The 24,508-nt window shown below is 60.9% G+C and carries 27 protein-coding genes and 1 pseudogene; 22 read left to right on the top strand and 6 right to left on the bottom strand.

Annotated elements, in window-relative coordinates; all coding sequences use genetic code 11:
- Window positions 1-739 precede the first annotated feature (739 nt).
- On the top strand, window positions 740-1,627 hold the full coding sequence (rhtA, locus tag AD670_RS04740) for a threonine/homoserine exporter RhtA (RefSeq protein ID WP_053128745.1): 888 nt from the start codon (window positions 740-742) through the stop codon (window positions 1,625-1,627).
- Window positions 1,628-1,792: 165 nt separating this feature from the next.
- A complete protein-coding gene (locus tag AD670_RS04735) occupies window positions 1,793-2,074 on the top strand; it encodes a hypothetical protein (RefSeq protein WP_053128743.1) in 282 nt (93 codons plus the stop codon).
- 110 nt (window positions 2,075-2,184) lie between these two features.
- Here AD670_RS04735 and AD670_RS04730 read toward each other — a convergent pair whose 3' ends face one another.
- From AD670_RS04730 to AD670_RS04720, 3 genes are all read right to left on the bottom strand, one after another.
- Window positions 2,185-3,993 carry an aminopeptidase P family protein gene (locus AD670_RS04730; protein ID WP_053128741.1) on the bottom strand — a complete coding sequence of 603 codons (1,809 nt, stop codon included), beginning with the start codon at window positions 3,991-3,993 and terminating at the stop codon, window positions 2,185-2,187.
- A 39-nt stretch (window positions 3,994-4,032) separates the two neighbouring features.
- Window positions 4,033-5,193 (bottom strand): cysteine desulfurase family protein, encoded by a 1,161-nt coding sequence (locus AD670_RS04725; RefSeq protein ID WP_053128739.1) that lies wholly within the window; start codon window positions 5,191-5,193, stop codon window positions 4,033-4,035.
- Window positions 5,194-5,427: 234 nt separating this feature from the next.
- Window positions 5,428-5,697, bottom strand: coding sequence for a hypothetical protein (locus AD670_RS04720; RefSeq protein WP_053128737.1), 270 nt, complete (start codon window positions 5,695-5,697; stop codon window positions 5,428-5,430).
- A gap of 399 nt (window positions 5,698-6,096) precedes the next feature.
- Here AD670_RS04720 and msuE point away from each other — a divergent pair, with 399 nt between their 5' ends.
- The 4 genes from msuE to AD670_RS04700 are packed head-to-tail and all read left to right on the top strand — an operon-like array spanning window position 6,097 to window position 10,168.
- On the top strand, window positions 6,097-6,660 hold the full coding sequence (gene msuE / locus AD670_RS04715; RefSeq protein WP_053128735.1) for an FMN reductase: 564 nt from the start codon (window positions 6,097-6,099) through the stop codon (window positions 6,658-6,660).
- A 9-nt stretch (window positions 6,661-6,669) separates the two neighbouring features.
- Window positions 6,670-7,809, top strand: coding sequence for an FMNH2-dependent alkanesulfonate monooxygenase (ssuD, locus tag AD670_RS04710; protein WP_053128733.1), 1,140 nt, complete (start codon window positions 6,670-6,672; stop codon window positions 7,807-7,809).
- 55 nt (window positions 7,810-7,864) lie between these two features.
- Window positions 7,865-9,052 (top strand): acyl-CoA dehydrogenase family protein, encoded by a 1,188-nt coding sequence (locus tag AD670_RS04705; protein WP_053128732.1) that lies wholly within the window; start codon window positions 7,865-7,867, stop codon window positions 9,050-9,052.
- A 12-nt stretch (window positions 9,053-9,064) separates the two neighbouring features.
- A complete protein-coding gene (locus tag AD670_RS04700; RefSeq protein WP_053128731.1) occupies window positions 9,065-10,168 on the top strand; it encodes a sigma-54-dependent Fis family transcriptional regulator in 1,104 nt (367 codons plus the stop codon).
- Here the strand turns inward: AD670_RS04700 and AD670_RS04695 are convergent.
- On the bottom strand, window positions 10,157-10,522 hold the full coding sequence (locus tag AD670_RS04695; protein ID WP_053128729.1) for an antibiotic biosynthesis monooxygenase: 366 nt from the start codon (window positions 10,520-10,522) through the stop codon (window positions 10,157-10,159). The two genes, AD670_RS04700 and AD670_RS04695, sit on opposite strands and share 12 nt — an antisense overlap.
- A gap of 99 nt (window positions 10,523-10,621) precedes the next feature.
- On the opposite strand from AD670_RS04695, the gene soxR reads away from it, so the two are divergent.
- The 10 genes from soxR to AD670_RS04645 all read left to right on the top strand — a co-directional run bounded on the left by soxR (window position 10,622) and on the right by AD670_RS04645 (window position 17,947).
- Entirely contained in the window at window positions 10,622-11,062 is a 441-nt protein-coding gene (gene soxR / locus AD670_RS04690) for a redox-sensitive transcriptional activator SoxR (RefSeq protein WP_053128727.1), read from the top strand.
- A gap of 87 nt (window positions 11,063-11,149) precedes the next feature.
- Window positions 11,150-11,608 (top strand): VOC family protein, encoded by a 459-nt coding sequence (locus tag AD670_RS04685; RefSeq protein WP_053128725.1) that lies wholly within the window; start codon window positions 11,150-11,152, stop codon window positions 11,606-11,608.
- Window positions 11,609-11,829: 221 nt separating this feature from the next.
- On the top strand, window positions 11,830-13,032 hold the full coding sequence (locus AD670_RS04680) for a PepSY domain-containing protein (protein ID WP_053128723.1): 1,203 nt from the start codon (window positions 11,830-11,832) through the stop codon (window positions 13,030-13,032).
- Window positions 13,029-13,568 (top strand): hypothetical protein, encoded by a 540-nt coding sequence (locus tag AD670_RS04675; protein ID WP_053128722.1) that lies wholly within the window; start codon window positions 13,029-13,031, stop codon window positions 13,566-13,568. Before AD670_RS04680 ends, AD670_RS04675 begins: the two co-directional genes overlap by 4 nt.
- Window positions 13,565-13,888, top strand: a complete 324-nt coding sequence (locus AD670_RS04670; protein WP_053128721.1) for a hypothetical protein — start codon at window positions 13,565-13,567, stop codon at window positions 13,886-13,888. Before AD670_RS04675 ends, AD670_RS04670 begins: the two co-directional genes overlap by 4 nt.
- Window positions 13,885-14,445 carry a DUF6162 family protein gene (locus AD670_RS04665; protein WP_053128720.1) on the top strand — a complete coding sequence of 187 codons (561 nt, stop codon included), beginning with the start codon at window positions 13,885-13,887 and terminating at the stop codon, window positions 14,443-14,445. Before AD670_RS04670 ends, AD670_RS04665 begins: the two co-directional genes overlap by 4 nt.
- Before the next feature lie 19 nt (window positions 14,446-14,464).
- The gene (locus AD670_RS04660; RefSeq protein ID WP_053128719.1) at window positions 14,465-15,385 is read left to right on the top strand and encodes a metal ABC transporter substrate-binding protein; all 921 of its coding nucleotides are present in this window, start codon (window positions 14,465-14,467) and stop codon (window positions 15,383-15,385) included.
- A complete protein-coding gene (locus tag AD670_RS04655) occupies window positions 15,382-16,128 on the top strand; it encodes a metal ABC transporter ATP-binding protein (protein WP_053128718.1) in 747 nt (248 codons plus the stop codon). Before AD670_RS04660 ends, AD670_RS04655 begins: the two co-directional genes overlap by 4 nt.
- Window positions 16,125-17,024: a metal ABC transporter permease gene (locus tag AD670_RS04650; RefSeq protein WP_053128716.1), complete on the top strand. Its 900-nt coding sequence runs from the start codon at window positions 16,125-16,127 to the stop codon at window positions 17,022-17,024. The genes AD670_RS04655 and AD670_RS04650 overlap by 4 nt, the downstream gene beginning before the upstream one ends.
- Complete coding sequence (locus AD670_RS04645) at window positions 17,024-17,947, top strand: metal ABC transporter solute-binding protein, Zn/Mn family (protein WP_053128714.1); 924 nt, start codon at window positions 17,024-17,026, stop codon at window positions 17,945-17,947. Before AD670_RS04650 ends, AD670_RS04645 begins: the two co-directional genes overlap by 1 nt.
- Here AD670_RS04645 and AD670_RS31865 read toward each other — a convergent pair.
- Window positions 17,940-18,059, bottom strand: a pseudogene (locus AD670_RS31865) (outer membrane lipoprotein carrier protein LolA); the annotation flags it as partial. The gene AD670_RS04645 and the pseudogene AD670_RS31865 sit on opposite strands and share 8 nt — an antisense overlap.
- Window positions 18,056-18,769 (bottom strand): UTRA domain-containing protein, encoded by a 714-nt coding sequence (locus tag AD670_RS04640; RefSeq protein WP_053128712.1) that lies wholly within the window; start codon window positions 18,767-18,769, stop codon window positions 18,056-18,058. The gene AD670_RS04640 and the pseudogene AD670_RS31865, both read right to left, overlap by 4 nt.
- Window positions 18,770-19,116: 347 nt before the next feature.
- On the opposite strand from AD670_RS04640, the gene AD670_RS04635 reads away from it, so the two are divergent.
- The 6 genes from AD670_RS04635 to AD670_RS04610 all read left to right on the top strand — a co-directional run bounded on the left by AD670_RS04635 (window position 19,117) and on the right by AD670_RS04610 (window position 24,488).
- Window positions 19,117-20,193 carry an ABC transporter substrate-binding protein gene (locus AD670_RS04635; RefSeq protein WP_053128710.1) on the top strand — a complete coding sequence of 359 codons (1,077 nt, stop codon included), beginning with the start codon at window positions 19,117-19,119 and terminating at the stop codon, window positions 20,191-20,193.
- Between the two features lie 189 nt (window positions 20,194-20,382).
- Window positions 20,383-21,189: an alkaline phosphatase family protein gene (locus AD670_RS04630; RefSeq protein WP_053128708.1), complete on the top strand. Its 807-nt coding sequence runs from the start codon at window positions 20,383-20,385 to the stop codon at window positions 21,187-21,189.
- 5 nt (window positions 21,190-21,194) lie between these two features.
- Window positions 21,195-22,031, top strand: a complete 837-nt coding sequence (locus AD670_RS04625; RefSeq protein WP_172681444.1) for an ABC transporter permease subunit — start codon at window positions 21,195-21,197, stop codon at window positions 22,029-22,031.
- Window positions 22,018-22,818 carry an ABC transporter permease gene (locus tag AD670_RS04620; protein ID WP_053128704.1) on the top strand — a complete coding sequence of 267 codons (801 nt, stop codon included), beginning with the start codon at window positions 22,018-22,020 and terminating at the stop codon, window positions 22,816-22,818. The genes AD670_RS04625 and AD670_RS04620 overlap by 14 nt, the downstream gene beginning before the upstream one ends.
- Window positions 22,815-23,804, top strand: coding sequence for an ABC transporter ATP-binding protein (locus tag AD670_RS04615; protein WP_053128702.1), 990 nt, complete (start codon window positions 22,815-22,817; stop codon window positions 23,802-23,804). Before AD670_RS04620 ends, AD670_RS04615 begins: the two co-directional genes overlap by 4 nt.
- 30 nt (window positions 23,805-23,834) lie before the next feature.
- Window positions 23,835-24,488 (top strand): HAD family phosphatase, encoded by a 654-nt coding sequence (locus AD670_RS04610; protein WP_053128700.1) that lies wholly within the window; start codon window positions 23,835-23,837, stop codon window positions 24,486-24,488.
- Window positions 24,489-24,508 lie beyond the last annotated feature (20 nt).

Here is a 24,508-nt window from a genome sequence, read left to right as displayed (position 1 = left end):
CCGCCAGCGTTCAATCTGAGCCATGATCAAACTCTTCAGTTCAAACATCTTTGGGTTTTTAAGAAACCCTAAACTTGGCTCAGCAATCGTTGGTTATTCTTTGATTTCTCGCGGAGTAACTTGTGATGCTGATAATCTTGTTGACTATCAGTCTRACTCCACAAGCACCCACACGAATTGCTTGATTCAGTTGTTAAAGAGCGGTTGGTTAAGATCTTTCGTCTCAACCGAGGCGCGCATTCTACAGCAGCCTCATTTGCTGTCAAGTGATTATTTTCAGAAGCTTTCGAAGATTTCTTCAACAACTTCAACCACTTGCGCTTCCGATCTCTCGTTAGCGGGAGGCGAATTCTACAGCGTTACACGCTGCTGTCAACACCTCTTTTTCTCCGCTTTCGACCGAGAAGATCGAATCGTTAATAGTGCCAAATAACACGACGCTATCAACTCCTTCTGGGCTTCGATGAACTGAAGCAAACCGCTGTCTAATCCCGCATAACTCTTTGTTTACCAAGGAGTTTTACGTTTCGACTGCGCCGGAAGTGGGGCGAATTATAGGCTCTCAGAATCTGCCGTCAACTAATAATTTGGTTTTTCTATCAAACCGCCTATCAACCTTCAACTTCCTCTATATATAGTCAGCCCCCAGACAAAGTTGAGCAATATATTGCTCAACCCGAATCAGTTAAGCATCATAGCGGCCCCTGCTTCTCAAATATGACCTCGGACGAACACCCCAATGACCACCTCCTCCCGCAGTTTGGCCTCGGCATTGTTTCCGGTCGGCCTACTGTTGATCGCTATGGCCTCCATCCAGTCCGGAGCCTCACTGGCCAAGAGCATGTTCCCGATTGTCGGAGCACAAGGCACCACAACCCTGCGCCTGATCTTTGCCAGCGTGATCATGCTGCTTATATTGCGACCATGGCGTGCCAGGCTGACCGCAAAATCCCTGCGCACAGTGGTGGTCTACGGGATGGCTCTGGGCGGCATGAACTTCCTCTTCTATATGTCCTTGCGCAGCGTCCCCCTGGGCATAGCCGTAGCGCTCGAATTCACCGGACCGCTCGCCGTAGCAATCTACGCCTCTCGCCGAGCGGTAGACTTCTTGTGGATAGCCCTCGCGATCGTCGGCCTGCTCCTGTTGATTCCCATGGGTGAGGCCAGCAGTGGAATCGACCTCGTCGGCGCGGCCTATGCGTTAGGCGCGGGGGTCTGCTGGGCACTCTACATTCTGTTCGGACAGAAAGCAGGTAACGACAACGGCGTCCAGACCGCCGCGCTCGGCGTAATGATCGCGGCCCTGTTTGTCGCGCCCATCGGTATCGTACATGCCGGCACCGCCTTACTGACCCCAGCGTTGATTCCCATCGCCATTGGCGTCGCCATTCTGTCCACCGCCCTGCCCTACACGCTGGAGATGGTTGCACTGACACGCCTCCCCGCACGCACCTTCGGCACGCTTATGAGCATCGAGCCTGCATTCGGTGCGCTGTCGGGACTTTTCTTCTTGCAGGAACACCTTTCCCTACCGCAATGGCTGGCCATAAGTTGCATTATCCTAGCCTCGGTAGGCGCGACGCTGACCATGCGCAATGACGCAAAGCCGCTGGTTCCAGCGGATTGAATCATCTTTGAAGGTTGCTCTGGTATTTGCCGCGTATTTAGGCCATGTTTAAAACTGCAAACGAATGTCATCCATGGAGTTTTTCGACAAGGACAGCGCGAACGCTACACTCGAGAGCGAGTAGAGCCGACTTCAAGCATTGCGAAGTGGCTATTAAGGATGGGAATGAAGCGAATCTTGATACTGTTAATGGTCGTGGCCATTGCTGGCTGTGCCGCGACTACCAAGACAGAGGTAAAACGGGGCAAAAAAGGGCTGCATATCAACTGTTCCGGCCTGTCGTCTTCCTGGGACCAGTGCTACACCAGTGCGACCAACTCTTGCGGGGCCAAGGGCTACCGGGTTATCGCCAAGTCCGGTGACAACTCCGAGGAGCCTGGGGACTACCCCTTCGGCATCAACCCTGCCGGCTACACCAGCCGCAGCATGATCGTCATCTGTAAGTAATATCCCCCGAGCAGTCACCAGCGACTGCTCATATACACAACCCCATCCCTTGGCGGTGCTGCAACTCAACTATTGCAGCTCCCAACCCGGTCCACGACGACTGCAACCGATCAGATAGCCGCCGTACGCACCTGCAACCATTCCAGCGCGGCACCGCTGAGCAACGGGCTCAAGCGTTCACGCACCTGGGCGTGATAGGCATTGAACCACTCACGCTCATACGCAGTGAGCAGCGACGGCTCCAGGCAACGGGTGTCGATCGGGCATAAGGTCAAGGTTTCAAACGCGAGGAACTCACCAAACTCGGTCTTGCCTGCTTCGCGGTTCAATACCAGGTTCTCGATACGCACGCCCCAGCGTCCCGGACGATAGGTACCCGGCTCAATGGAGGTGATCATCCCCGGCTGCATCGCGGTTTGTGGCGCAGTGGCAGCCTGGTAGGCGATCACCTGCGGGCCTTCATGCACATTGAGGAAATAACCCACGCCGTGCCCGGTACCGTGGCCGTAGTCCACGCCTTCGGCCCAGATCGGCGCGCGGGCAATGGCGTCCAGCAGCGGCGATAGAATGCCTTTGGGGAAATGAGCGCGGGACAGTGCAATAACGCCCTTCAGTACACGGGTGCAGTCACGTTTCTGTTCATCGCTCGGCGTACCGATAGGTACCATCCGGGTGATATCCGTGGTACCGCCCAGGTACTGCCCACCCGAATCGATCAGCAGCAAGCCATCGCCTTCGATCACCGCATGCTCTTCTTCGGTGGCGTGGTAATGCGGCATCGCCCCATTGGCATTGAATGCTGCGATGGTATTGAAACTCAGCGACACATAATCAGGACGACGGCTGCGCGCAGCAGTCAGGTGTTCATCGATAGTCAGCTCCGTGATGCGCTCACGACCCAGCGCACTGTCCAGCCAGGCAAAGAACTCGCACAAGGCCGCGCCGTCCTGCTCCATGGCCCGGCGGATATGTTCCGCGTCCGCCAGGCTCTTGCGGGATTTGGCCAATGTGGTCGGGTTCAGGCCTTCGATCAGCTTGACGCCGGCATCCAGGTTTTCCAGCAAGCCGGCGGTAACGCGGGCGGGGTCAACTTGCAAGCTGGCCCCCGATGGAACTGCCCGCAGGGCGTCCGCCACGTCGCTGTAGTCGCGCAACGTCACCCCCTCCTGTGCAAGCACCGCGCGCAACTCTGCATCAACTTTACTCAGCGCCACAAACAACGTGGCCTGTTGTTGATTGATCAACGCAAACGAAACAAACACCGGATTAAACGAAACATCGCCGCCGCGCAGGTTGAACAGCCAGGCGATGTCATCCAGGGTCGCAATGAAGTGCCAATCAGCGCCCTTCTCTTTCAGACTGGCGCGCAGTGCGGCGAGCTTATCGCCACGGCTGACGGTCGCTTGCGGTGGCAGATGCTGATAAATCGGCTGGTTCGGCAGGCTCGGACGGTCTTTCCAAACCGCATCGAGTACGTCGATATCGGTACGCAGGCGCGCACCGCGCTCTGCCAGCTTGGCGCCCAGGGTACGCGCCGAAGCGACCGCCATCACCGCGCCGTCCACCGCTACCACGCCGCCTTCCGGCGTCTGCTCGGCCAGCCACTCCAGCGGCCCGGGCTGACCCGGTTGCAGCTTGACCAACTCAATGCCACTGCCCTTGAGCTCCTTGGTCGCCTGTTCCCAGTAACGGCTATCGGCCCAGACACCGGCGAAATCCGCAGTGACAATCAGCGTGCCTACCGAACCATGGAACCCCGACAACCATTGGCGCCCCTGCCAGTAACCCGGCAAGTATTCGGACAAATGCGGGTCAGCCGACGGCACCAGCAGGGCGTGAATACCCTCGCGGCTCATCAGTTCGCGGGTGTGCGCCAGGCGCTGGGGCACCGTTCCATGGGTCAAGGGCTGCGTACTCATTGTGTCTCCTGCTAACCACTAATAATTGTTATGAAAAAATCAGACGGCCCAGAACGCCGGGGCGCTGGCCAGTGCAGCCTTAATCAATTGCACGGCCTGGTCGATGTCCTGCTCGGTGGTAAACCGGCCCAGGCTCAAACGTATGGTGCGACCAGCAGAACGTGCGTCATGGCCCAACGCAAGCAACACGTGGGAAGGCGCATTGCTGGCGGAGTTGCACGCCGAGGTCGCCGAAAAAGCGATGCCCGCACTCAACGCCGCAGCGTCAAACTCACCTTCGTTGAACGTAAGGCTGAGGGTGTGAGGAATACGCTGTTCAGCGCTGCCATTGAGGCGCACGCCACCGACCGCATCCAACTGGTCCAGCAGGCGCTGGCGCAAGGCCACGATCACAGCCTTCTCCTGCGCAAAAGACGCCGCCGCTAGGGCGAAAGCCGCACCCATGCCCGCAATCTGATGGGTGGCCAGCGTCCCGGAGCGCAATCCACCCTCGTGACCGCCGCCATGAATTTGTGCCAACACTTTCTGTTGCGCTCGGGGGCCGACATACAGCGCACCAATGCCCTTGGGGCCATACAGCTTGTGCGCGGAAAACGACATCAAATCCACCGGCCACTGTGCCAGGTCGATCGCCACCTTGCCCGCCCCTTGCGCCGCGTCGACATGCAACAACGCGCCATGCTCACGTACCCGCGCGCCGATGGCCGGGATGTCATTCAGGGTGCCCAATTCGTTATTCACCAACATCAGCGAGACCAGAAAGGTGTCTTCGCGCAACGCCTCACTGACCGCGTCGGCGCTGATCAACCCGTCGGCATCCGGCACCAGGTAGGTCACGGCCACACCGGCTTCCTGCAACTGCCGCGCGGTGTCCAGCGTGGCCTTGTGTTCGATCTGGCTGGTGATGATATGCCCGCCCGCCACGCCCCGCGCTTGGGCAACGCCCTTGATGGCGAGGTTGTTGGATTCAGTGGCGCCGGAGGTCCAGACGATCTGTCCAGGCTGTGCGCCAACCAACTCGGCCACCTGGCCACGCGCCCGTTCAACCGTTTGCCGGGCCGCCTGGCCGAACGCGTGGGAACTGGACGCGGGATTACCGAAATTGGCGTTGAAGCCCAGACACTCGACCATCACCTGGATGACGCGCTCGTCCACCGGAGTGGTGGCAGCGTAGTCGAAATACAGCGGACGTTTATTCATGACAGTTAAGACTCGCAGAGCAGGTTCCCGAGAGCAGCGTCTCAGGGGCATCGGCCGGAACAGAGGTCGTCAGGTTTACCGGATCGAATGCCATTAAAGAAGAACAACTTTAAGTAAATGTGCGTAGGAACGCTCCTGAAATTCAGCTTAACAGGCTGAAGTCATGCCATGGAAAACAAAAAGCCCGAGGTTCCTTTGAGGGAAGCCTCGGGCTTTTTGCTGCGCAGTGCCGACTCAACTGGGACGACCATGCAAAACCACGTTGCGCTCGGCGTTCATTTCGCCCTGGCGATCAAACCCGAAGGACTTGTGTGGCTGACCCGTCAGGGCCGCGCGCTGCTGTTGATATTCATCAAACGACAAGCCGCGACGGCTCAGCGCTTCCAGGGCCAATTGCTTGCTCTCTTCGGCCGTGTAGGGACGCAGTTCTGGCGAAGGACTGCCCGCACAGCCGGCGAGTACGGAGCTGACAATCAATAAGCAAACAGCGAGAAATCGGTTCATGGCGGTGGCCCTGGGAAGATGGTTTCGAGTCAATGAACACAGGCTACTCCCGGCCTTGAGCAGTGAAAAATCATCGTCCGTGATAGTCGCTATCAACCGCCAAGGCACCCTCGATAGCGAGGCACGCATATTTCTTTATGATCTATAAATATGGAAATACGTTCATTTACGGAATAACCATAACCCTCTATAACTGGCTTACACCGAACCCGCACTGTTCGCCACGCAACTGTTTGCCAGGCAACAGCCATTCAACAAATCACCAGTCAGACAACAGCAGCATTTTTCAGCAGTGAACCTGCAACCCACGCCAATCAAGGCCTGCACCCGTTGGTACAGCTCTTGCTCAACACGTTGCACTCCACTTGCTATGAACCACTGTTGATAAAGGAACTGTTCATGACCCGTCCCCTGAATGTCGTTGCCCTCTCCGGCGGAACCTGGCGCCCGTCCCGTACCCTCGTGCTGACTCAAGCCGTACTGGCTGAATTGGCGACATTGCTGCCGATCCAGACCACCCTGATCGAGCTGGGCGACATTGCGCGGCCCCTGGGCGGCGCCCTGTCCCGCGATGAATTGCCCGCCGAGGTCGAAGCCCAACTGGTGGCCATCGAACAGGCCGACCTGCTGATCGTCGCCGCACCGGTCTATCGCGGTTCCTACCCAGGCCTGCTCAAGCACCTGTTCGACCTGGTCCGCCTCAACGCCCTGATCGATACACCGGTGCTGCTCGCAGCCACCGGTGGCAGCGAACGCCACGCACTGGTCCTCGATCACCAGCTACGACCGCTGTTCAGCTTCTTCCAAGCCCTGACCCTACCGATCGGCGTGTACGCCACCGAGGCCGACTTCACCGACTACCAAATAACCAGTGAGCCCCTGAAGGGCCGGATACGCCTTGCGGCAGAACGCGCAGCGCCGTTGTTTGCAGCGCACTCCCCCTCTCTGCTGAAAATCGCTTAAGGATTGGTCATGGATGTTTTCTGGTTTCTGCCAACACATGGTGACGGTCATTACCTGGGTACCACCCAAGGTGCGCGGCCGGTCACCCTCAATTATCTGAAGCAAGTCGCGCAGGCGGCTGACAGCCTGGGTTACCACGGCGTGCTGATTCCCACCGGCCGCTCGTGCGAAGACTCCTGGGTCATCGCCTCGGCACTGGTTCCGCTGACAGAACGCCTGCGCTACTTGGTGGCGATTCGTCCAGGCATCATCTCGCCCACCGTCTCCGCCCGCATGGCAGCCACCCTGGATCGCCTGTCCAACGGCCGCTTGCTGATCAACGTGGTCACCGGCGGTGACCCCGACGAAAACCGCGGCGACGGCAGCTTCCTCGACCACAGCGAACGCTACGAAGTCACCGACGAATTCCTACAAATCTGGCGCCGCGTGTTGCAGGGCGAATCAGTCGATTTCGAAGGCAAACACCTGCGCGTACAGAACGCCAAGGCCCTTTACCCACCGGTACAAAAGCCTTATCCACCGCTGTATTTCGGCGGTTCCTCGGATGCCGCCCACGACCTCGCCGCCGAACAGGTGGATGTGTACCTGACCTGGGGCGAACCACCCGCCGCTGTCGCCGAAAAACTCGCAGATGTGCGTGAACGCGCTGCCCGCCACGGGCGCACGGTGAAGTTCGGCATTCGTCTGCACGTGATCGTGCGCGAGACCGAAGAAGACGCGTGGAAAGCCGCCGACAAGCTGATCGAGCACATCAGCGACGAAACCATCGCCGCCGCGCAAAAATCCTTCTCGCGCTTTGATTCCGAAGGCCAGCGCCGCATGGCGGCCTTGCACGACGGGCGCCGCGACAACCTGGAAATCGCCCCCAACCTGTGGGCCGGTGTCGGCCTGGTACGCGGCGGTGCCGGTACCGCGCTGGTGGGCAACCCGCAGCAAGTGGCCGAACGCATCAAGGAGTACGCCGACCTGGGCATCGAGAGCTTCATCTTTTCCGGCTACCCACACCTGGAAGAAGCCTATCGCTTTGCCGAGTTGGTGTTCCCGCTGCTGCCGGAGCCCTATGCCAGCCTGGCCGGACGCGGCATCACCAACCTCACTGGCCCGTTCGGCGAAATGATTGCCAACGATGTTCTGCCAGCCAAGGCCTGATCGGCGCAGCGGCGGGAGCGGCGTTGGTCGCTCCCGCTTATAAAGAGGAAAACCCGTGACAGCCAAACCCCACAGCGTCCTGCCATCACCGTTGCAGACCGCCAGACTGCTGGCCGCCGAATTCGCCCTCACTGCCGTCGAGCGCGACGAGCGCGGTGGCACCCCCAAGACCGAACGTGACGCCCTGCGCCAAAGCGGCCTGCTGGCCCTGAGCATTCCCACTCAATACGGCGGCCTCGGCGCCCCCTGGAGTGACACCCTGGCCATCGTGCGCGAGTTCGCCAAGGTCGACAGCTCCATTGCGCACGTCTTCGGCTTCCATCACCTGATGCTCGCCACCGTGCGCCTGTTTTCTCGACCAGACCAATGGCAACCGTGGTTCGAACAGACCGCGCGCAAAAACTGGTTCTGGGGCAACGCCCTCAACCCATTGGACACACGCACGGTAGTCAAGGACTTCGGCGGCTGGCGCGAGTTCTCCGGCAAAAAGAGCTTCTGCTCCGGCGCCAGCGACTCGGAAATGCTGATCGCCTCCGCAGTGGATGAAAGCGCCGGCGGCAAGCTGCTGATCGCCGCTATCCCCAGCGGGCGCAGTGGCATCACCCTGCACAACGACTGGAACAATATCGGCCAACGCCAGACCGACAGCGGCAGCGCCAGCTTCGAACGGGTGCGCGTCGAGGAGTCGGAATTGCTGCTCGACCCGGGCCCGCTGAGCACGCCTTTTGCCTGCCTGCGCCCGCTGATCGCCCAGTTGACCTTCACCCATATGTTCCTCGGCATCGCCGAAGGTGCCTTCGAAGAAGCGCGCAACTACACGCTCACCGAAACCCGCTCCTGGCACAAATCCTCGGCCGTAGACGTGCGCCAGGACCCTTACGTGCTGCATCACTACGGCGAATTCTGGGTAGCCCTGGAGGGTGTGCGCCTGTTGGTGGAACGCGCTGCCGAGCTGCTCGACCAGGCCTGGGCAAAAGGCCCCAACCTCAGCGAACACGAACGCGGCCAACTGGCGATTGCCATCGCCACCGCCAAGGTCGCCGCCACCCGCCAAGGCCTGGACCTGTGCAGCCGCCTGTTTGAAGTCACCGGCGCGCGCTCCACCCACGCCTCCCTGCGCCTGGATCGACACTGGCGCAACCTGCGCACACAAACCCTGCACGACCCGGTGGATTACAAGCTCCACGAACTGGGGGACTGGGCGTTGAACCAATCCCTGCCGATTCCGACGTTCTACTCATAAAAAGAGGTGCCCATGCAGCTTCTAACCTTACCGCCCTCGCCCGCCCTTGCGACGTCGATCCGCGCCACGGCCCAGGTCTTCGAAGACCCGAAATCCAAGGCGCTGCTCGACCACATCCAGCAAGTGGCGCCCAGCGAAGCCAGCGTTCTGATCATCGGCGAGACCGGAACCGGTAAAGAGCTGGTGGCGCGCCACATCCACAACCTCAGTGCGCGGCGCAACCGGCCGTTCGTGGCGGTGAACTGCGGGGCGTTCTCCGAATCCCTGGTGGAAGCCGAGCTGTTCGGGCATGAAAAAGGCGCGTTTACCGGCGCCCTCAGCGCCAAGGCTGGCTGGTTCGAAGAGGCCGATGGAGGCACCTTGTTCCTCGATGAAATCGGCGATTTGCCGATGCCCATCCAGGTCAAACTGCTGCGCGTCCTACAGGAGCGCGAAGTGGTGCGCCTGGGTTCGCGTAAGAGCATTCCGATCGATGTGCGCGTACTGGCCGCCACCAACGTGCAACTGGAAAAGGCTATCAACGCCGGGCATTTCCGCGAAGACCTCTACTACCGCCTCGACGTGGTCAGCCTGGAACTCAGCCCGCTGCGCGAGCGCCCCGGCGATATCCTGCCGCTGACCCGACACTTTATCGAAGCCTACAGCCAGCGCCTCGGCTACGGCCCGATCACCATCAGCCGCGAGGCCGAGCAGAAACTCAAAAGCTACAGTTGGCCGGGCAATATCCGCGAGCTGGAAAACGTGATTCACCACACCCTGCTGATCTGCCGTAACGGCGTGATCGAACGCGACGACCTGCGCCTCTCGAACATGCGCATCGAGCGCCAGGACGACAGCCAGCACGGCACCGACAACAGTGCCGAGGCCTTGCTGGAGCGCGCGTTTCAAAAGCTGTTCGAAGAACAGGCCGGCGCCCTGCACGAAAAGGTCGAAGACGCGCTATTGCGCGCCGCTTACCGCTTCAGCCATTACAACCAGGTGCACACCGCCAACCTGCTGGGCCTGAGCCGCAACGTCACGCGCACACGCCTGATCAAGATCGGCGAGTTGGCGGTGAACAAGCGCCGCCCTGGGGAAAATGTGCAGGGGGAACGGATGCTGCACCTATCCATTTAGCCGGCAGTGCAACGCATTGTCATGGCTGCGCTCGAAACTGCGCAGCACCTGGAACGAACCAAAGGTCACGGCCGTGGCCTGGTGCGCGCGGATCAGCGTCCAGAAATCTTCCTCGCCGTGCTCAAAGCACTGGAACGCCGCCTCGCCGTCCTCGCGGGAGCGCCATTGCAGGTAATTGAGTACCCGCCGCCCATCCTCGCTGACTTGCACACTCGCATTGATAAAGCCGCCATGGCCCTGGGCCAGGCGCTCGCTTTGGGTGGACAAGGCCGCCACCAGCGCCACTTGCTGCTGGGGTTCGATGTGAAATTCGATCAGTTGCGTGAAGCTGAGATTCTTCTCTGATACCTGCATGAACACTCCCTCTTATCTGTAGGCAGAATCTTGCGACTAGATGCCACGCAGGGTAAAACCTCTAGTTAAGTCAAGGTCAAGCACTTAATCGGAGTTTTCATGGTTACCAAGGAACTCACCGTCGGCCAACTGGCTGCCCGCAGCGGCGTGGCCGTCACGGCCCTGCACTTCTACGAAACCAAGGGGTTGATCAAGAGTCATCGCAATGCCGGCAATCAGCGGCGCTATCCACGGGATGTGCTGCGGCGGGTGGTGGTGATCAAGATCGCCCAGCGCCTGGGGATTCCGTTGGCGACGATTGGCGAGGCATTGCAGACACTGCCGAATGGACGCACGCCCAACGCTCAAGACTGGGAGCGCTTGTCCGCGCTGTGGCGCGAAGACCTGGATGAGCGCATCAATAAACTGATGCTGCTGCGCGACAAGCTCAATGGCTGCATTGGTTGCGGGTGCCTGTCGATGGACGCGTGCCCGCTGCGCAACCAGGATGACCAACTCGGTGAACGCGGGCCGGGCGCTCAGTTGCTGGAGCCCAGTTGAACATCCCCTCGTCGGTCCCGACAGGCCCCTTGATAGGCGTGACCTATAGTGAAAAGGCCGCGCCTCCCCCCAATCAAGGAGAACGATATGAGCGTTAAACCCATTCCCGAGGGATATCACAGCGTCACGCCTTATCTGGGCATCGACAAAGCCTCTGAGGCTATCGAGTTTTACCAAAAAGCCTTCGGCGCCACCCAGATCATGCGCCTGGACATGCCTGATGGCAGGGTCGGCCATGCCGAACTGCGTATTGGTGACTCAGCGATCATGCTGGCCACGCCCTGCGATGAAATGTCCCTGAGCAATCCGGCTGAAAGCACGAGTGTCGCCTTGCATCTGTATGTCAACGACGTAGACGCGCAGTTCAAACAAGCCGTTGCAGCCGGCGCCAGCGTGGTATCCGAACCCGAGGACCGCTTCTATGGCGACCGCTCAGGGAGTGTGAAAGATCCTTACGGTCATCTCTGGTACCTCGCCACCCGCAAGGAAGACCTCAGCGAAGAACAGATCCGCCAACGCGCCATGGCAATGTTCCAGCAAGGCTGAGCATCGGGGCCGGTTCGCCGGCTCCTACCCGATTCAATGAATCCCCCCACGCCGTAAAAACACGCTGAATTTGAACCTGAAACATTTTCTTTCATATTCGCCTTGGGGATTTCTCATTCTCATCCGTCTTAATTCAGATACAGCCCGTCGCGTAAGCAAAAGCTACGACTGGCCTTTTTCCGGGCCTCCCTCGCCCCACTCTGATCAAGACCCTCATTCACATGTCGAAGAAGTCACGCTCCAAACTCTGGTTTCTCGTACATAGCTGGCTGGCCTTGCCCATCTGGTTCTTTGTACTGATCGTCTGCGTCACCGGCACCCTGGCGGTGGTCAGCCAGGAAATCGTCTGGCTGGCCAACCCGGATATACGCGCAAGCAAACCGTCGGACGATGCCGAGCTGCTGAGCTACGACCAGGTGATCAGCGCGATCAAGCGCGCCGAGCCCCAGGTGATCGTGCAATCGCTGAACCGCCCGGATGAATCGCACTTCGCCCTGAGTGTCGACCTCAGCTACCCCGACGGCCGCTCGGTCGAGGTCTACGTCAACCCCTACACCGGCGCGATCCAGGGCATCAGCCCGTCGTTCGACTTCCGCCAGTTCACCCGCGCCCTCCACGGCTGGTGGCTGGTGCCGTTCACCAATGGCTTCAGCTGGGGCTGGTACCTGGTGTCACTGCTCGGCCTACCGTTACTGGCTTCGCTGGTCACCGGGCTGGTGGTGTACAAGAAATTCTGGAAGGGCTTTCTCAGGCCGACCCTGCGTGTCCGCCATGGCGCGCGAATCTTCTGGGGCGACTTCCACCGCCTGAGCGGCATCTGGTCGATCTGGTTTATCGCGGTGATCTCCATTACGGGCACCTGGTTCCTGATCCAGGCGATCCTGTTTGACAACCAGATTTCAATTTCCAGCGAGCCCATCGTGCCGGTGATCGCCCGCGAAAAAGTCCCGACGTCGGCGCCCGGCGTACCGGCGCCGATGATTCCCGTGGACGAAGCGATCGCAATCGCGACCCAGCGTATTCCGGGGCTCGAGGCAAGTTTCGTGAGCCTGCCCCTCAACGCCTACAGCCACCTGCAGATCGGCGGCCGAGGCTGGTATCCGTTGATGTACCAGACCGCACAAATCAACCCGTATGACGGTGAAGTCGCCTCGGCTCACCTGCTGTCCGACCGCACCAAGCTGGAATTTGTCACCGAATCCATGCGCCCTCTGCACACCGGCGACTTCGGTGGCATATGGATCAAGCTCATCTGGGCATTCTTTGGCCTGGTGCTGAGCATGATGGTCCTGAGCGGCCTGCTGATCTGGACCAAGCGCACCGCCCTCGCCACCCTTAACGCCCTCAAGCGCGAAGCCAAGGTGCAACGTGCGCCGGCGTCCATCCCAGCCATGCAGGCTGAAACCTCGGAGGCCAACCGATGAGCAAGGTCACTGCCGCTGCACCGCCTTCGCCGCTGCGGGCCTTCTGGCTGAAATGGCGCTTCCATATCAACGTACTGCTGTTGCTGGTGCCCCTGGGCTTCATGCCCAAGTACTTTTCCGAGGCCGCCCTGTTTCGCGGCGACACCGGTATCGGTGAGCGCGTGGCGGGTGATGTGCAGGTAGGGCCCTGGAGCCTCAAGCTGGCCGAGTTCCGCAACGAAGGCCCACGCCCGAACCCGGCCGGCCCGATGAAGTTCTTCAATGCCGCGCTGTGCGAAACCTGTACCGAGCAGGTCAAGGCCACTTACCTGCGCATCGGCAAACCACGCAGCCTGCGCGCCGCCGGGGTGATTTTCTTCGGCACCCCGTACCGCATGGGCGCCGGTCTGCCGATACCGGAACGCACGCCTGTCGACGCCGAACTGTGGGTCACCATGGAAGGCTGGGACGGCACCGTGCACCAGGGTTCCATCCCGCTGAGCCAGGCCTCGCCTGCCACCATTGCCTGGTTGAACAAGCAAGGAGTTAAACCATGACCTTCAAGCGCCTGTCCCGCGCCGCACTGTTGTTGTGCGCCGGTTTCTGTACCACCGCCTTTGCCCACAACCCGATGTGTGAATGCAAGGAAATCCCCGGCGAGCAGATCCAGTGCAAAGGCGGTTTCTCCGATGGCAGCGGCGCCCCCGGCGTGACCCTGGATGTGATCGGCTACGACGAAACCATCCTGGTGCCCGGCAAGCTCGGCCAGGACTCGACCCTGACCTTCAAGAAGCCCGCGTCCGAGTTCTACGTGCTGTTTGATGCAGGGCCCGGTCACGTCGTGGAAATCGACCAAGCGGATATCCAGCCTCAATGAGTACCACACAGGTTGTACGCCCCGCCGGTGCCGGCCACGAAACCCTCTACGTCCTGCTGCTGTGCCTGATCATCCTGGCGGTGGCGGGAACCGTGGTGGCGCTGCACGGTGAAACCCAGGAAGTCGAGGCGGTGCCCAGTCATCAACTGGACGCCCGCCGTGACCTGAGCGCCGCCGAACAAGGCATCTACGCCGACCTGCGGGTCACGCTGGATGAAATCCACCTGCTGCAACAAGAGCAAAGCGCCCTGCCTGGCCCCGAGCAACTGGCCGAAGAAGGCTTCGCGCCGTTTGCCCAGGACGCCAGTTCGGTCAGCCGTGGCAACCATCGCTGGCAGTTGCTGGCGAATTCGGCCTACCTGGGACTGAGCCAGACGCCGGCCACCAGCGGTTCACTGCTGATGCGCGTACAGGGCAGCGAGCCGGATATCTGGCTCAACCGCAGCAAAGACCTGGCCGCCCCCTCCGACCTCACTGACCAGGCGCTGATCGCAGCCGGCTGGCAGCAGGTGGTCGCGCAATTCGATGCCGGCGTTACCCGCCAGCACCGTCACTGAACGAGAAGACCGATTGCCCATGTCTATTTCATCCCCCCTGTTGCGCGTGTTTCTGGTTGGCCTGTTCAGCCTGATACTCGCTCCCCTCGCCCATGCCGAAGCGGCCAAACGCCTGCGTATCGGCATCACCCTGCACCCGTATTACAGCTACGTGGCCAATATCGTCGGCGACAAGGCCGAAGTGGTGCCACTGATCCCGGCCGGCTTCAACCCCCACGCCTACGAGCCACGCGCCGAAGACATCAAGCGCATCGGCACCCTGGATGTGATCGTGCTCAATGGCGTCGGCCATGACGACTTCGCCGACCGCATGATCGCCACCAGCGAGCGCCCGGACATCCCGGTGATCGAAGCCAACGCCAACGTGCCGCTGCTGGCGGCCACCGGCAATGCCGCGCGCGGTGCCGGCAAGGTGGTCAACCCGCATACGTTCCTGTCGATCAGTGCGTCGATTGCCCAGGTCAACAACATCGCCCGCGAACTGGGCAAGCTCGACCCGGACAACGCCAAGACCTACACCCAGAACGCACGCGCCTACGGCAAACGCCTGCGGCAGATGCGCGCCGATGCCCTGGCCAAGTTGACCGGCGCGCCCAACCCGGACCTGCGCGTCGCCACCGTGCACGCGGCCTACGATTACCTGCTGCGCGAGTTCGGCCTGGAAGTCACCGCCGTGGTCGAGCCGGCCCACGGGATCGAGCCGAGCCCGAGCCAGTTGAAGAAGACCATCGACGAACTGCGCGCCCTGGACGTGAAGGTGATCTTCTCGGAGATGGATTTCCCGTCGACTTATGTCGACACCATCCAGCGCGAATCCGGGGTCAAGCTGTACCCGCTGTCGCATATTTCCTACGGCGAATACAGCGCTGAAAAATACGAAGTGGAAATGACCGGCAACCTCAACACCGTGGTGCGGGCGATTCAGGAGTCAGGGGCATGACGGCGGCGGAACACTTGAAGGTCGCCAGCGTCGGCCCGACCCTCGATTTCGACAAGGTGTCCCTGACCCTGGGCCGCACCGTGATCCTCGACGGCGTAAGTTTCCAGGTGCAGCCGGGCAGCATCCATGCGCTGGTGGGCCCGAATGGCGGCGGCAAAAGTTCGCTGATCAAGACCCTGCTGGGGCAAACGCCGCACCAGGGCCGGTTAAGCCTGGAGTGGCCGAGCACACCTGGCACCATCGGCTATGTGCCCCAGGCGCTGGAGTTCGACCGTGGCTTGCCGATGACCGTGGATGATTTCATGGCTGCCATGTGCCAGCGGCGCCCGGCGTTTCTGGGCTTGTCCAAACATTACGCCGCCGCGATTGGCGAGGCGCTGGAACGGGTCGGCATGCAGGACAAACGCACGCGGCGCATGGGCGCGCTGTCCGGCGGTGAGCGCCAGCGGGTGTTGTTGGCCCAAGGACTGATCCCGGCGCCGCAGTTGCTGGTGCTGGATGAACCGATGTCGGCCCTCGATGAGGCCGGTATCCAGGTGTTCGAACGCCTGCTCAATGACTGGCGCCTCGCCGGGATCACCGTGCTGTGGATCGAGCACGACCTGGAAGCCGTGGGCCGCCTGGCCGACCGCGTCACCGGCCTGAACCGCCGCCTGCTGTTCGACGCCACGCCGAAAGAGGCGCTGACCCCGGACCGCCTGCTGACCCTGTTCTCTACCCACCCTCGGAGCCCGGCGCCATGAGTTATGAAGCGTTTCGCCTGATGGTCCAAGGTTGGGCTTCTTCCGGTTATCTGCCGGAAGCGCTGGCCTATGGTTTTGTGGTCAACGCCCTGCTTGCCGGCCTGCTGATCGGCCCGGTACTGGGCGGGCTGGGCACGCTGGTGGTGGTCAAGCGCTTTGCGTTTTTCTCCGAAGCGGTCGGCCATGCCGCGCTGACCGGCGTGGCCGTGGGCATTCTGCTGGGTGAGCCCTACACCGGGCCCTATGGCAGCCTGTTTGGCTACTGCCTGTTGTTCGGCATCCTGCTCAACTACCTGCGCAACCGCACCGGCCTGGCGCCAGACACCTTGATCGGCGTGTTCCTGTCGGTATCCCTGGCATTGGGTGCGAGCCTGCTGCTGATCCTGGCGGGCAAGATCAACGTGCATATCCTCGAAAACGTGTTGTTCGGCTCCGTGCTGACGGTCAACGGCAACGACCTGCTGGTACTGGCGATTGTCGGCGCTCTGGTGATGGCCCTGGCGCTGCCGCTGTACAACCGCATCATGCTCGCCAGCTTCAACCCGCAATTGGCGGCGGTGCGTGGCGTAGCGGTGAAGACCCTGGACTACCTGTTCGTGATCCTGGTGACGCTGATCACCGTGGCCGCAGTCAAGGTCATCGGCGCCATCCTGGTGGGTGCGCTGCTGGTGATTCCGGCGGCGGCGGCACGCTTGCTGAGCCAATCGCTCAAAGGCTTCTTCTGGATCTCGGTGGTGATCGCCACCGTCAGCACCCTGTGCGGGATCCTGTTGCCGATCATCTTCGACCTGCCCATCCCCTCCGGTGCCGCGATCATCCTGATGGCCGGTATCGCCTTCGCCCTTGCCGCCATCGCGCGCGGCACCGTGCCCAGCCTTAAAGGGAACCTTGGATAATGCGCTCCGTTCTTCAGCCTCTGGCCCTGGCCATCGCTTGCTTGATCACCACGCCGCTGATGGCGGCCGACGTGGGCAAACCGGCTGCTCACGCGGCCAAACCGGTCAAAGTCCTGGCCTCCCTGCCGATCACCTACGGCTTGGCCGAGGTGTTACTCAAGGGCTCCGATGTGCAGCTTGAGCGCGCGGCCCCCGCCAACCTACCGGGCTCGCGACAGGTGTCGTACTTCACCGGCCGTGGCGCGCCGGCACTGAACACACTGGCCCAGGACGCCGACGCCGCCATCGGCCTGCGCTCGCTGTGGGCCGATGACCCGCTCTACCCCGTGGCCCGGCGCAGCAATATCCGCATTGTCGAAATCGACGCAGCACGCCCGGTGGATGGCGGCTTGCCGGGGATTGCCGTGCAACCTGGCGTGGCTGACGGTTTGAACAGTCAGCCGTGGCAATCGAGCAACAACCTGGGGCGCATGGCCGATGTCCTGGCCGCCGACCTGAGCCGGCTGGCACCGGGCGCCAAGGCGAAGATCGACGCCAACCTGGCTGCCCTCAAGCAACGCCTGCTCAAGCTCAGCGCCGACAGCGAGGCGCGACTGGCCAAGGCGGACAACCTGAGCGTGGTCAGTTTGAGCGATCACTTTGCGTATCTGATCAGCAGTTTGAATCTGGAACTGCTCAGCACCGATGCCCGGCCCGACGCCGATTGGACGCCTGAGGCATTACAGAAACTCAGTGCCGAGCTGAAGGACAACGATGTTGCCGTGGTGCTGCATCATCGCCAGCCGAGTGACGCGGTGAAGGCCGCTATCACGGCGGGCGGTTCAACGTTGCTGGTGCTGAACGTAGACGGCGCGGACCCGGTATCGGAGTTGGAAACCAATGTGGACCAGGTGATCAAGGCACTCACGGTGCACTCACTGTAGGAGCGAGCTTGCTCGCGAAAAACTTGAGGGCGTTGCGGGGAGCCCGGTCTCCCGCGTCATCGTTGACATCTTTCGCGAGCAAGCTCGCTCCTACAGGAAGCCCCCTGATCACACCACATCGACGCCGACATGAATCGCATCATGCCGCCAGAACTCCAGGTCGCAGTCGATCAAGCGCTGGTGCTGGTCATAATTGACCCGGGCGATCCGCAAGCCCGGGCTGCCCACCGACACGCGCAATGCCGCCGCCGCTTCCACCGGCAATGAGGTCGGCACGATCTCGAAGCGCACCCGCCCGTAGTGCAAGTCGTACTTGCGCGCATACAACTCGGTCATCGACTGATTCAGGTCGCACTCAAGAATCCCCGGGAAATACTGCGGGTTCAGGTAGTGCTCCACATACAACACCAGCCGCCCGTCAATCCGCCGACCCCGGCAGATCTGGATCACGCTGGACAACGCCGGCAACTGCAACCACGCACACACTGCGGCCGAGGCCGGCTGCAGCCGCGCACTGATTACTTCGGTGGATGCCACCCGCCCCTGGTCGTTGACCATGGCGTGAAAGTGGCTGCGCTGCATCAGGTTGTAGGCCAGCCGAGGCGGCGAGACAAACCAGCCACGACGCTCCTCACGATAAATCTGCCCTTGGGCCTCCAGTTGTAACAAGGCTTCCCGCACCGTAATTCGAGTGGTACCAAACAACTCGCTGAGCTTGCGCTCGGCGGGCAGCTTGCTTGCAGGCGGCAACAGGCCGTGGTCGATCTGCTCTTGCAGCGCCAGGCCGATGGATGTCACCGCCTTGATTGCCTCATCACGCATCAACGTTACCTATCTGGACTAGACCAGCACTGTTCAGGTGCACAAACCGCTGTGTAAATAGGCTTGCGCGACTGCTTGCCAGCCTAGGCACTCCTGATGACCGACAGATGACAGCCCGTGTCGAGTCCCTGCACCACTCCCTGCAATACACCGGCCAAGTCCAGTCTCTACGGGCACTTGGGCATGGTCTACGCTAAGTCTGCGCTGAGCGACATCGAGGCGTTAAAAACGACATCGACATGAAACTGTCATCCATCGCGTCTAGATTGGCTCAGGTATTGCTCTGACCTAGACCAACAACACCGCAGAAAAAACCGCCGCGTTGAAAACGCCCAAAGGAGCTTCGGATGAAACAGCTTTTCCTGGCATCACTGTTAGGCTCGACCATTGCCATGTGCACCGCCGCCATGGCCGCTGATACCGATTTGAAAACTCTGGAAGCCGCCGCGAAAGCGGAAGGCGCCGTCAACAGCGTCGGCATGCCCGATGACTGGGCCAACTGGAAAGGCACCTGGGAAGACCTGGCCAAGACCTACGGCCTCAAGCACATGGACACCGACATGAGCTCGGCCCAGGAAATCGCCAAGTTCAAAGCCGAAAAAGACAACGCCAGCGCAGACATCGGCGACGTCGGGGCCGCCTTCGGCCCGATCGCGGTGAAGCAGGAAGTCACCCAGCCGTATAAACCGTCGACCTGGGCTTCGGTGCCGGATTGGGCAAAAGACAAGGACGGTCACTGGGCCCTGGCCTACACCGGCACCATCGCGTTTATCGTCAACAAGAAGCTGCTGCACGGTTCCGAAGTCCCTACCAGTTGGGCTGACCTGCAAACCGGCAAATACAAAGTTTCGGTGGGTGACGTGAGCACTGCGGCCCAGGCCTCCAACGCCGTACTCGCCGCTGCCATCGCCAATAAAGGCGATGAAAAGAACATCGCCCCCGGCCTGCAATTCTTCACCAAGATCGCCCAGCAAGGTCGTCTCGGCCTGTCCAACCCGACCATCGCCACCATGGAAAAAGGCGAAGTCGAAGTGGGGATCGTCTGGGACTTCAACGGCCTGAGCTACAAAGCCAAGATGGCCAACCCGGATGACTACGTGGTGCTGATCCCATCGGATGGCTCGGTGAAATCCGGCTACACCACCATCATCAACAAATACGCCAAGCACCCGAACGCCGCCAAGCTGACCCGCGAATACATCTTCAGCGACGCCGGCCAACTCAACCTGGCGCGTGGCAATGCACGTCCGATCCGCGCTGAAACCGACCTGAAACTGCCGGCTGATATCGCCAAGAACCTGATCCCGGGCGAGCAATACACCAAGGCCAACCCGCAGCCGATCAAGGATGCCGATGCCTGGGAAGCGACTTCCAAGAAGCTGCCACAGTTGTGGAACGAGCAGGTCATCGTAGAGATGAAGTAAGGGTTTATCCCACATTGGAGCTCCAGTGGAGATCCAATGTGGGAGGGGGCTTGCCCCCGATGACGGTGGATCAGCTAACAAATCCGTTGAATGACACACCGCTATCGGGGGCAAGCCCCCTCCCACATTTTTGACCCCGTTCCTCCAGAGGAATTGAGCCAAGTCAATCATTGCGGAGCGTCGCCCCCCATGAAGCACCCAGTCATCCTTGTCGTGCTCGACGGCCTGAACTTCGAGGTTGCCCGACACGCCATGGGGCACTTGCAGGCTTATGTTGGCGCAGGACGCGCCGCCCTCTACAAACTGGAATGTGAACTGCCCGCCCTGTCCCGCCCGCTGTATGAATGCATCCTCACCGGTGTGCCACCGATCCACAGCGGTATCGTGCACAACCAGGTCTCACGTCTGTCCAACCAGCGCAGCATTTTCCATTACGCCACCGACGCAGGTCTTACCACGGCGGCGGCGGCTTACCATTGGGTCAGCGAGTTGTATAACCGCACGCCCTTTCTCGCCGCCCGGGATCGTCATACCGACGAAAAGGCGCTGGCGATCCAGCACGGGCATTTCTACTGGAATGACCACTACCCGGATTCCCACCTGTTCGCCGACGCCGAAAGCCTGCGGCTCAAGCACGCGCCGGACTTTATGGTGGTGCACCCGATGAACATCGACGACGCCGGCCACAAGCACGGCCTCGACACGCCGCAGTACCGCAACAGTGCACGCTCGGCCGACATCATCCTGGCCGACTACCTGCAAACCTGGCTCGATGCCGGTTACCAGGTGCTGGTAACCGCCGACCACGGCATGAACAACGACCGCTCCCACAACGGCCTGCTGCCGGAAGAACGCGAAGTGCCGCTGTTCGTCCTCGGCGATGCCTTCAGCCTGGACGCCAAAGCCGCACCGAAACAAACCGAGCTGTGCGGCACGGTCTGCGAACTGCTGGGCGTGCCCCACGACAAACCTGTATGCCGGGAGCTGTTGAAGTGAATGCCATGACTCGCGGCAAATGGCTGGCCTTGCTATGCCTGGTGCCCTTCGCGCTGTTCTTTATCGTATTCGAGATCGCCCCGCTGGTCTGGGTGCTGATCAATAGCCTGCAAACCGAAGACAGCGGCTGGGGGCTGGACAACTTCACGCGTATCTTCAGTTCGAAGTTCTACCTGCAAGCCATCCAGTTCAGCCTGGAGATCAGTTTCTACTCCAGCATCTTCGGCATCATCATCGCTACGCTGGGCAGCTACTCGCTGCGCCGGGTGGATTCGCCGCTGCGCAACTTCGTCACCGCCTTCGCCAACATGACCAGCAACTTTGCCGGCGTGCCCCTGGCCTTCGCGTTCATCATCCTGCTGGGGTTCAACGGCAGCATCACCATCATGCTCAAGCAGGCCGGGATCATTCAGGACTTCAACCTGTATTCCAAGACCGGCTTGATCATCCTCTATACCTACTTCCAGATTCCCCTCGGCGTGCTGCTGCTCTACCCAGCCTTCGACGCACTGCGTGAAGACTGGCGTGAGTCAGCCGCCCTGCTCGGCGCCAATGGCTGGCAGTTCTGGCGGCATATCGGCCTGCCGGTACTCACGCCGGCGCTGCTCGGCACGTTCGTGATTCTGCTGGCCAACGCCCTGGGTGCCTACGCGACGGTCTACGCCTTGACCACCGGTAACTTCAACGTGCTGCCAATCCGCATCGCCGGCCTGGTCTCGGGGGATGTATCCCTCGACCCGAACATGGCCAGCGCCCTGGCCGTGGTGCTGGTGGCGCTGATGACCCTGGTCACCGTGGTCCATCAACTGCTGCTCAAGAGGAGCTACCATGTCTCGCGCTGAAGCCGGCCCGGCCTCCCTCTACCACCGCGTGGTGGTGTACCTGTTGTTCGCGATCCTGGTGCTGCCGCTGATCGGCACCTTTGTCTACTCCATTGCCAGCAGTTGGTCGGCGACCATCCTGCCCGCCGGTTTCACCGTGAAGTGGTACGTGCAGCTGTGGAGCGACCCACGCTTCCTGATGGCCTTCGGGCAGTCATTGCTGGTGTGCGTGGGCGCGTTGATCCTGTCGGTGGTGTTGATCCTGCCGCTGCTGTTCGTGGTGCATTACCACTTTCCCAAGCTCGACGCCTTGATGAACATCCTGATCCTGCTGCCCTTCGCGGTGCCGCCGGTGGTGTCGTCGGTGGGCCTGCTGCAACTGTACGGCTCCGGGCCGTTTGCGATGGTGGGCACGCCGTGGATCCTGATCGGCTGCTACTTCACCGTGGCGCTGCCGTTCATGTACCGCGCGATCACCAACAACCTGCAAGCCATCAACCTGCGCGACCTGATGGACGCCTCGCAACTGCTCGGCGCCAGCACCTGGCAAGCCGCGATCTTCGTGGTGCTGCCCAACCTGCGCAAAGGTTTGATGGTGGCGCTGCTGCTGTCGTTCTCGTTCCTGTTCGGTGAATTCGTGTTCGCCAATATCCTCGTGGGTACCCGCTACGAGACCCTGCAGGTGTACCTGAACAACATGCGCAACAGCAGCGGCCACTTCACCAGTGCCGTCGTGATTTCCTATTTCTTCTTTGTGCTGGTGCTGACCTGGGCCGCCAATATCTTGAACAAGGACAAAAGCCAATGAGCTTCGTCAGCGTCCAACACCTGCAAAAAGGCTACGCCGGCACACCGGTGTTCAGTGATATCAACTGCGAAGTCGCCAAGGGCGAGTTCGTCACCCTGCTCGGCCCCTCCGGTTGCGGCAAGTCCACCCTGCTGCGCTGCATCGCCGGCCTGACCTCGGTGGACAGCGGAAAAATCCTGCTGGACGGCCAGGACATCGTTCCGCTGAGCCCACAGAAACGCAACATCGGCATGGTGTTCCAGAGCTACGCGCTGTTCCCCAACATGACCGTGGAACAGAACGTCGCCTTCGGCCTGCGCATGCAAAAGGTCAACGCCGATGACAGCCACAAGCGCGTGCAGGAAGTGCTGCAACTGGTGGAACTCAAGGACCTGGCCAGCCGCTACCCGCACCAGATGTCCGGCGGCCAGTGCCAGCGTGTGGCCCTGGCCCGCTCACTGGTCACCCGCCCACGCCTGTTGCTGCTGGATGAGCCGCTGTCGGCGCTGGATGCACGGATTCGCAAGCACCTGCGCGAACAGATCCGCCAGATCCAGCGCGAACTGGGCCTGACCACGATCTTCGTGACCCACGACCAGGAAGAGGCCCTGACCATGTCGGACCGCATCTTCCTGATGAACCAGGGCAAGATCGTGCAAAGCGGCGATGCCGAGACCCTCTACACCGCACCGGTGGATGTATTCGCTGCCGGTTTCATCGGCAACTACAACCTGCTGGATGCCGACAAGGCCAGCCAACTGCTGCAACGCCCGATCAGCGGGCGCATCGCGATTCGCCCGGAGGCCATCGAACTGAGCCGCAGTGGCGAACTCGACGCGCTGGTGCGCAGCCACAGCCTGCTGGGCAACGTGATCCGCTACCGCATCGAAGCCCGTGGCGTGGAATTGGTGGTGGACGTGCTCAACCGCTCGGCGGACGATCTGCACCCGGACGGCCAGCGCCTGGCACTTTCCATCGACCCCAGTGCGCTGTGTGAAGTAGCCTGAGCAGCAGTAAATTTTGAGAGAGCGTGACGGATGGCATTGGTAATTTTTGATTTGGACGACACCCTGATCCATGGCGACTGCGCCACCCTCTGGAGTGAACAGATGGGTCGCCTGGGCTGGGTCGACCCGGAGTCGTTCATGCGCAGGAACAACGAGCTGATGGACGCCTACAGCCGGGGCGAGCTGGCCATGGAGGACTTCATGGACTTCAGCCTGGAACCGATGATCGGCCGCACCCCGGAGGAAATCGATCACCTGGTGGAACCGTGGGTCGAGGACGTGATTGAGCCACTGATCTACAGCGACGCCACCAAGACCATCGCCCGCCATCGGGCGAATGGCGACCGGATCCTGGTGATTTCCGCCTCGGGTACTCACCTGGTGAAACCGATTGCGGCGCGTATCGGCATTGATGAGGTGCTGGGGATTGAACTGGAAGTGAGTCATGGCGTGTACAGCGGCCATACCGTGGGTGTACTGACCTATCGCGAAGGCAAGATCACACGCTTGCTGGAATGGTTGGAGCAGGAAGGCGAAACGCTGGACGGTGCGTACTTCTATTCGGATTCGCGCAATGACTTGCCGTTGCTGTTGAAGGTCGATCACCCACAGGTGGTGAATCCGGATCCGGTATTGCGCGAGCATGCCGAGAAGGCCGGCTGGCCGATCCACCACTGGGTCTGACACCGCCTATCCCGACTTGA

The sequence above is a fragment of the Pseudomonas sp. MIACH genome, assembly GCF_001269925.1.
In the GTDB taxonomy this organism is placed as follows: domain Bacteria; phylum Pseudomonadota; class Gammaproteobacteria; order Pseudomonadales; family Pseudomonadaceae; genus Aquipseudomonas.
The sequence above is the reverse complement of the archived record's forward strand: the minus strand, read 5'-3'. Positions and strand labels throughout refer to the sequence as shown.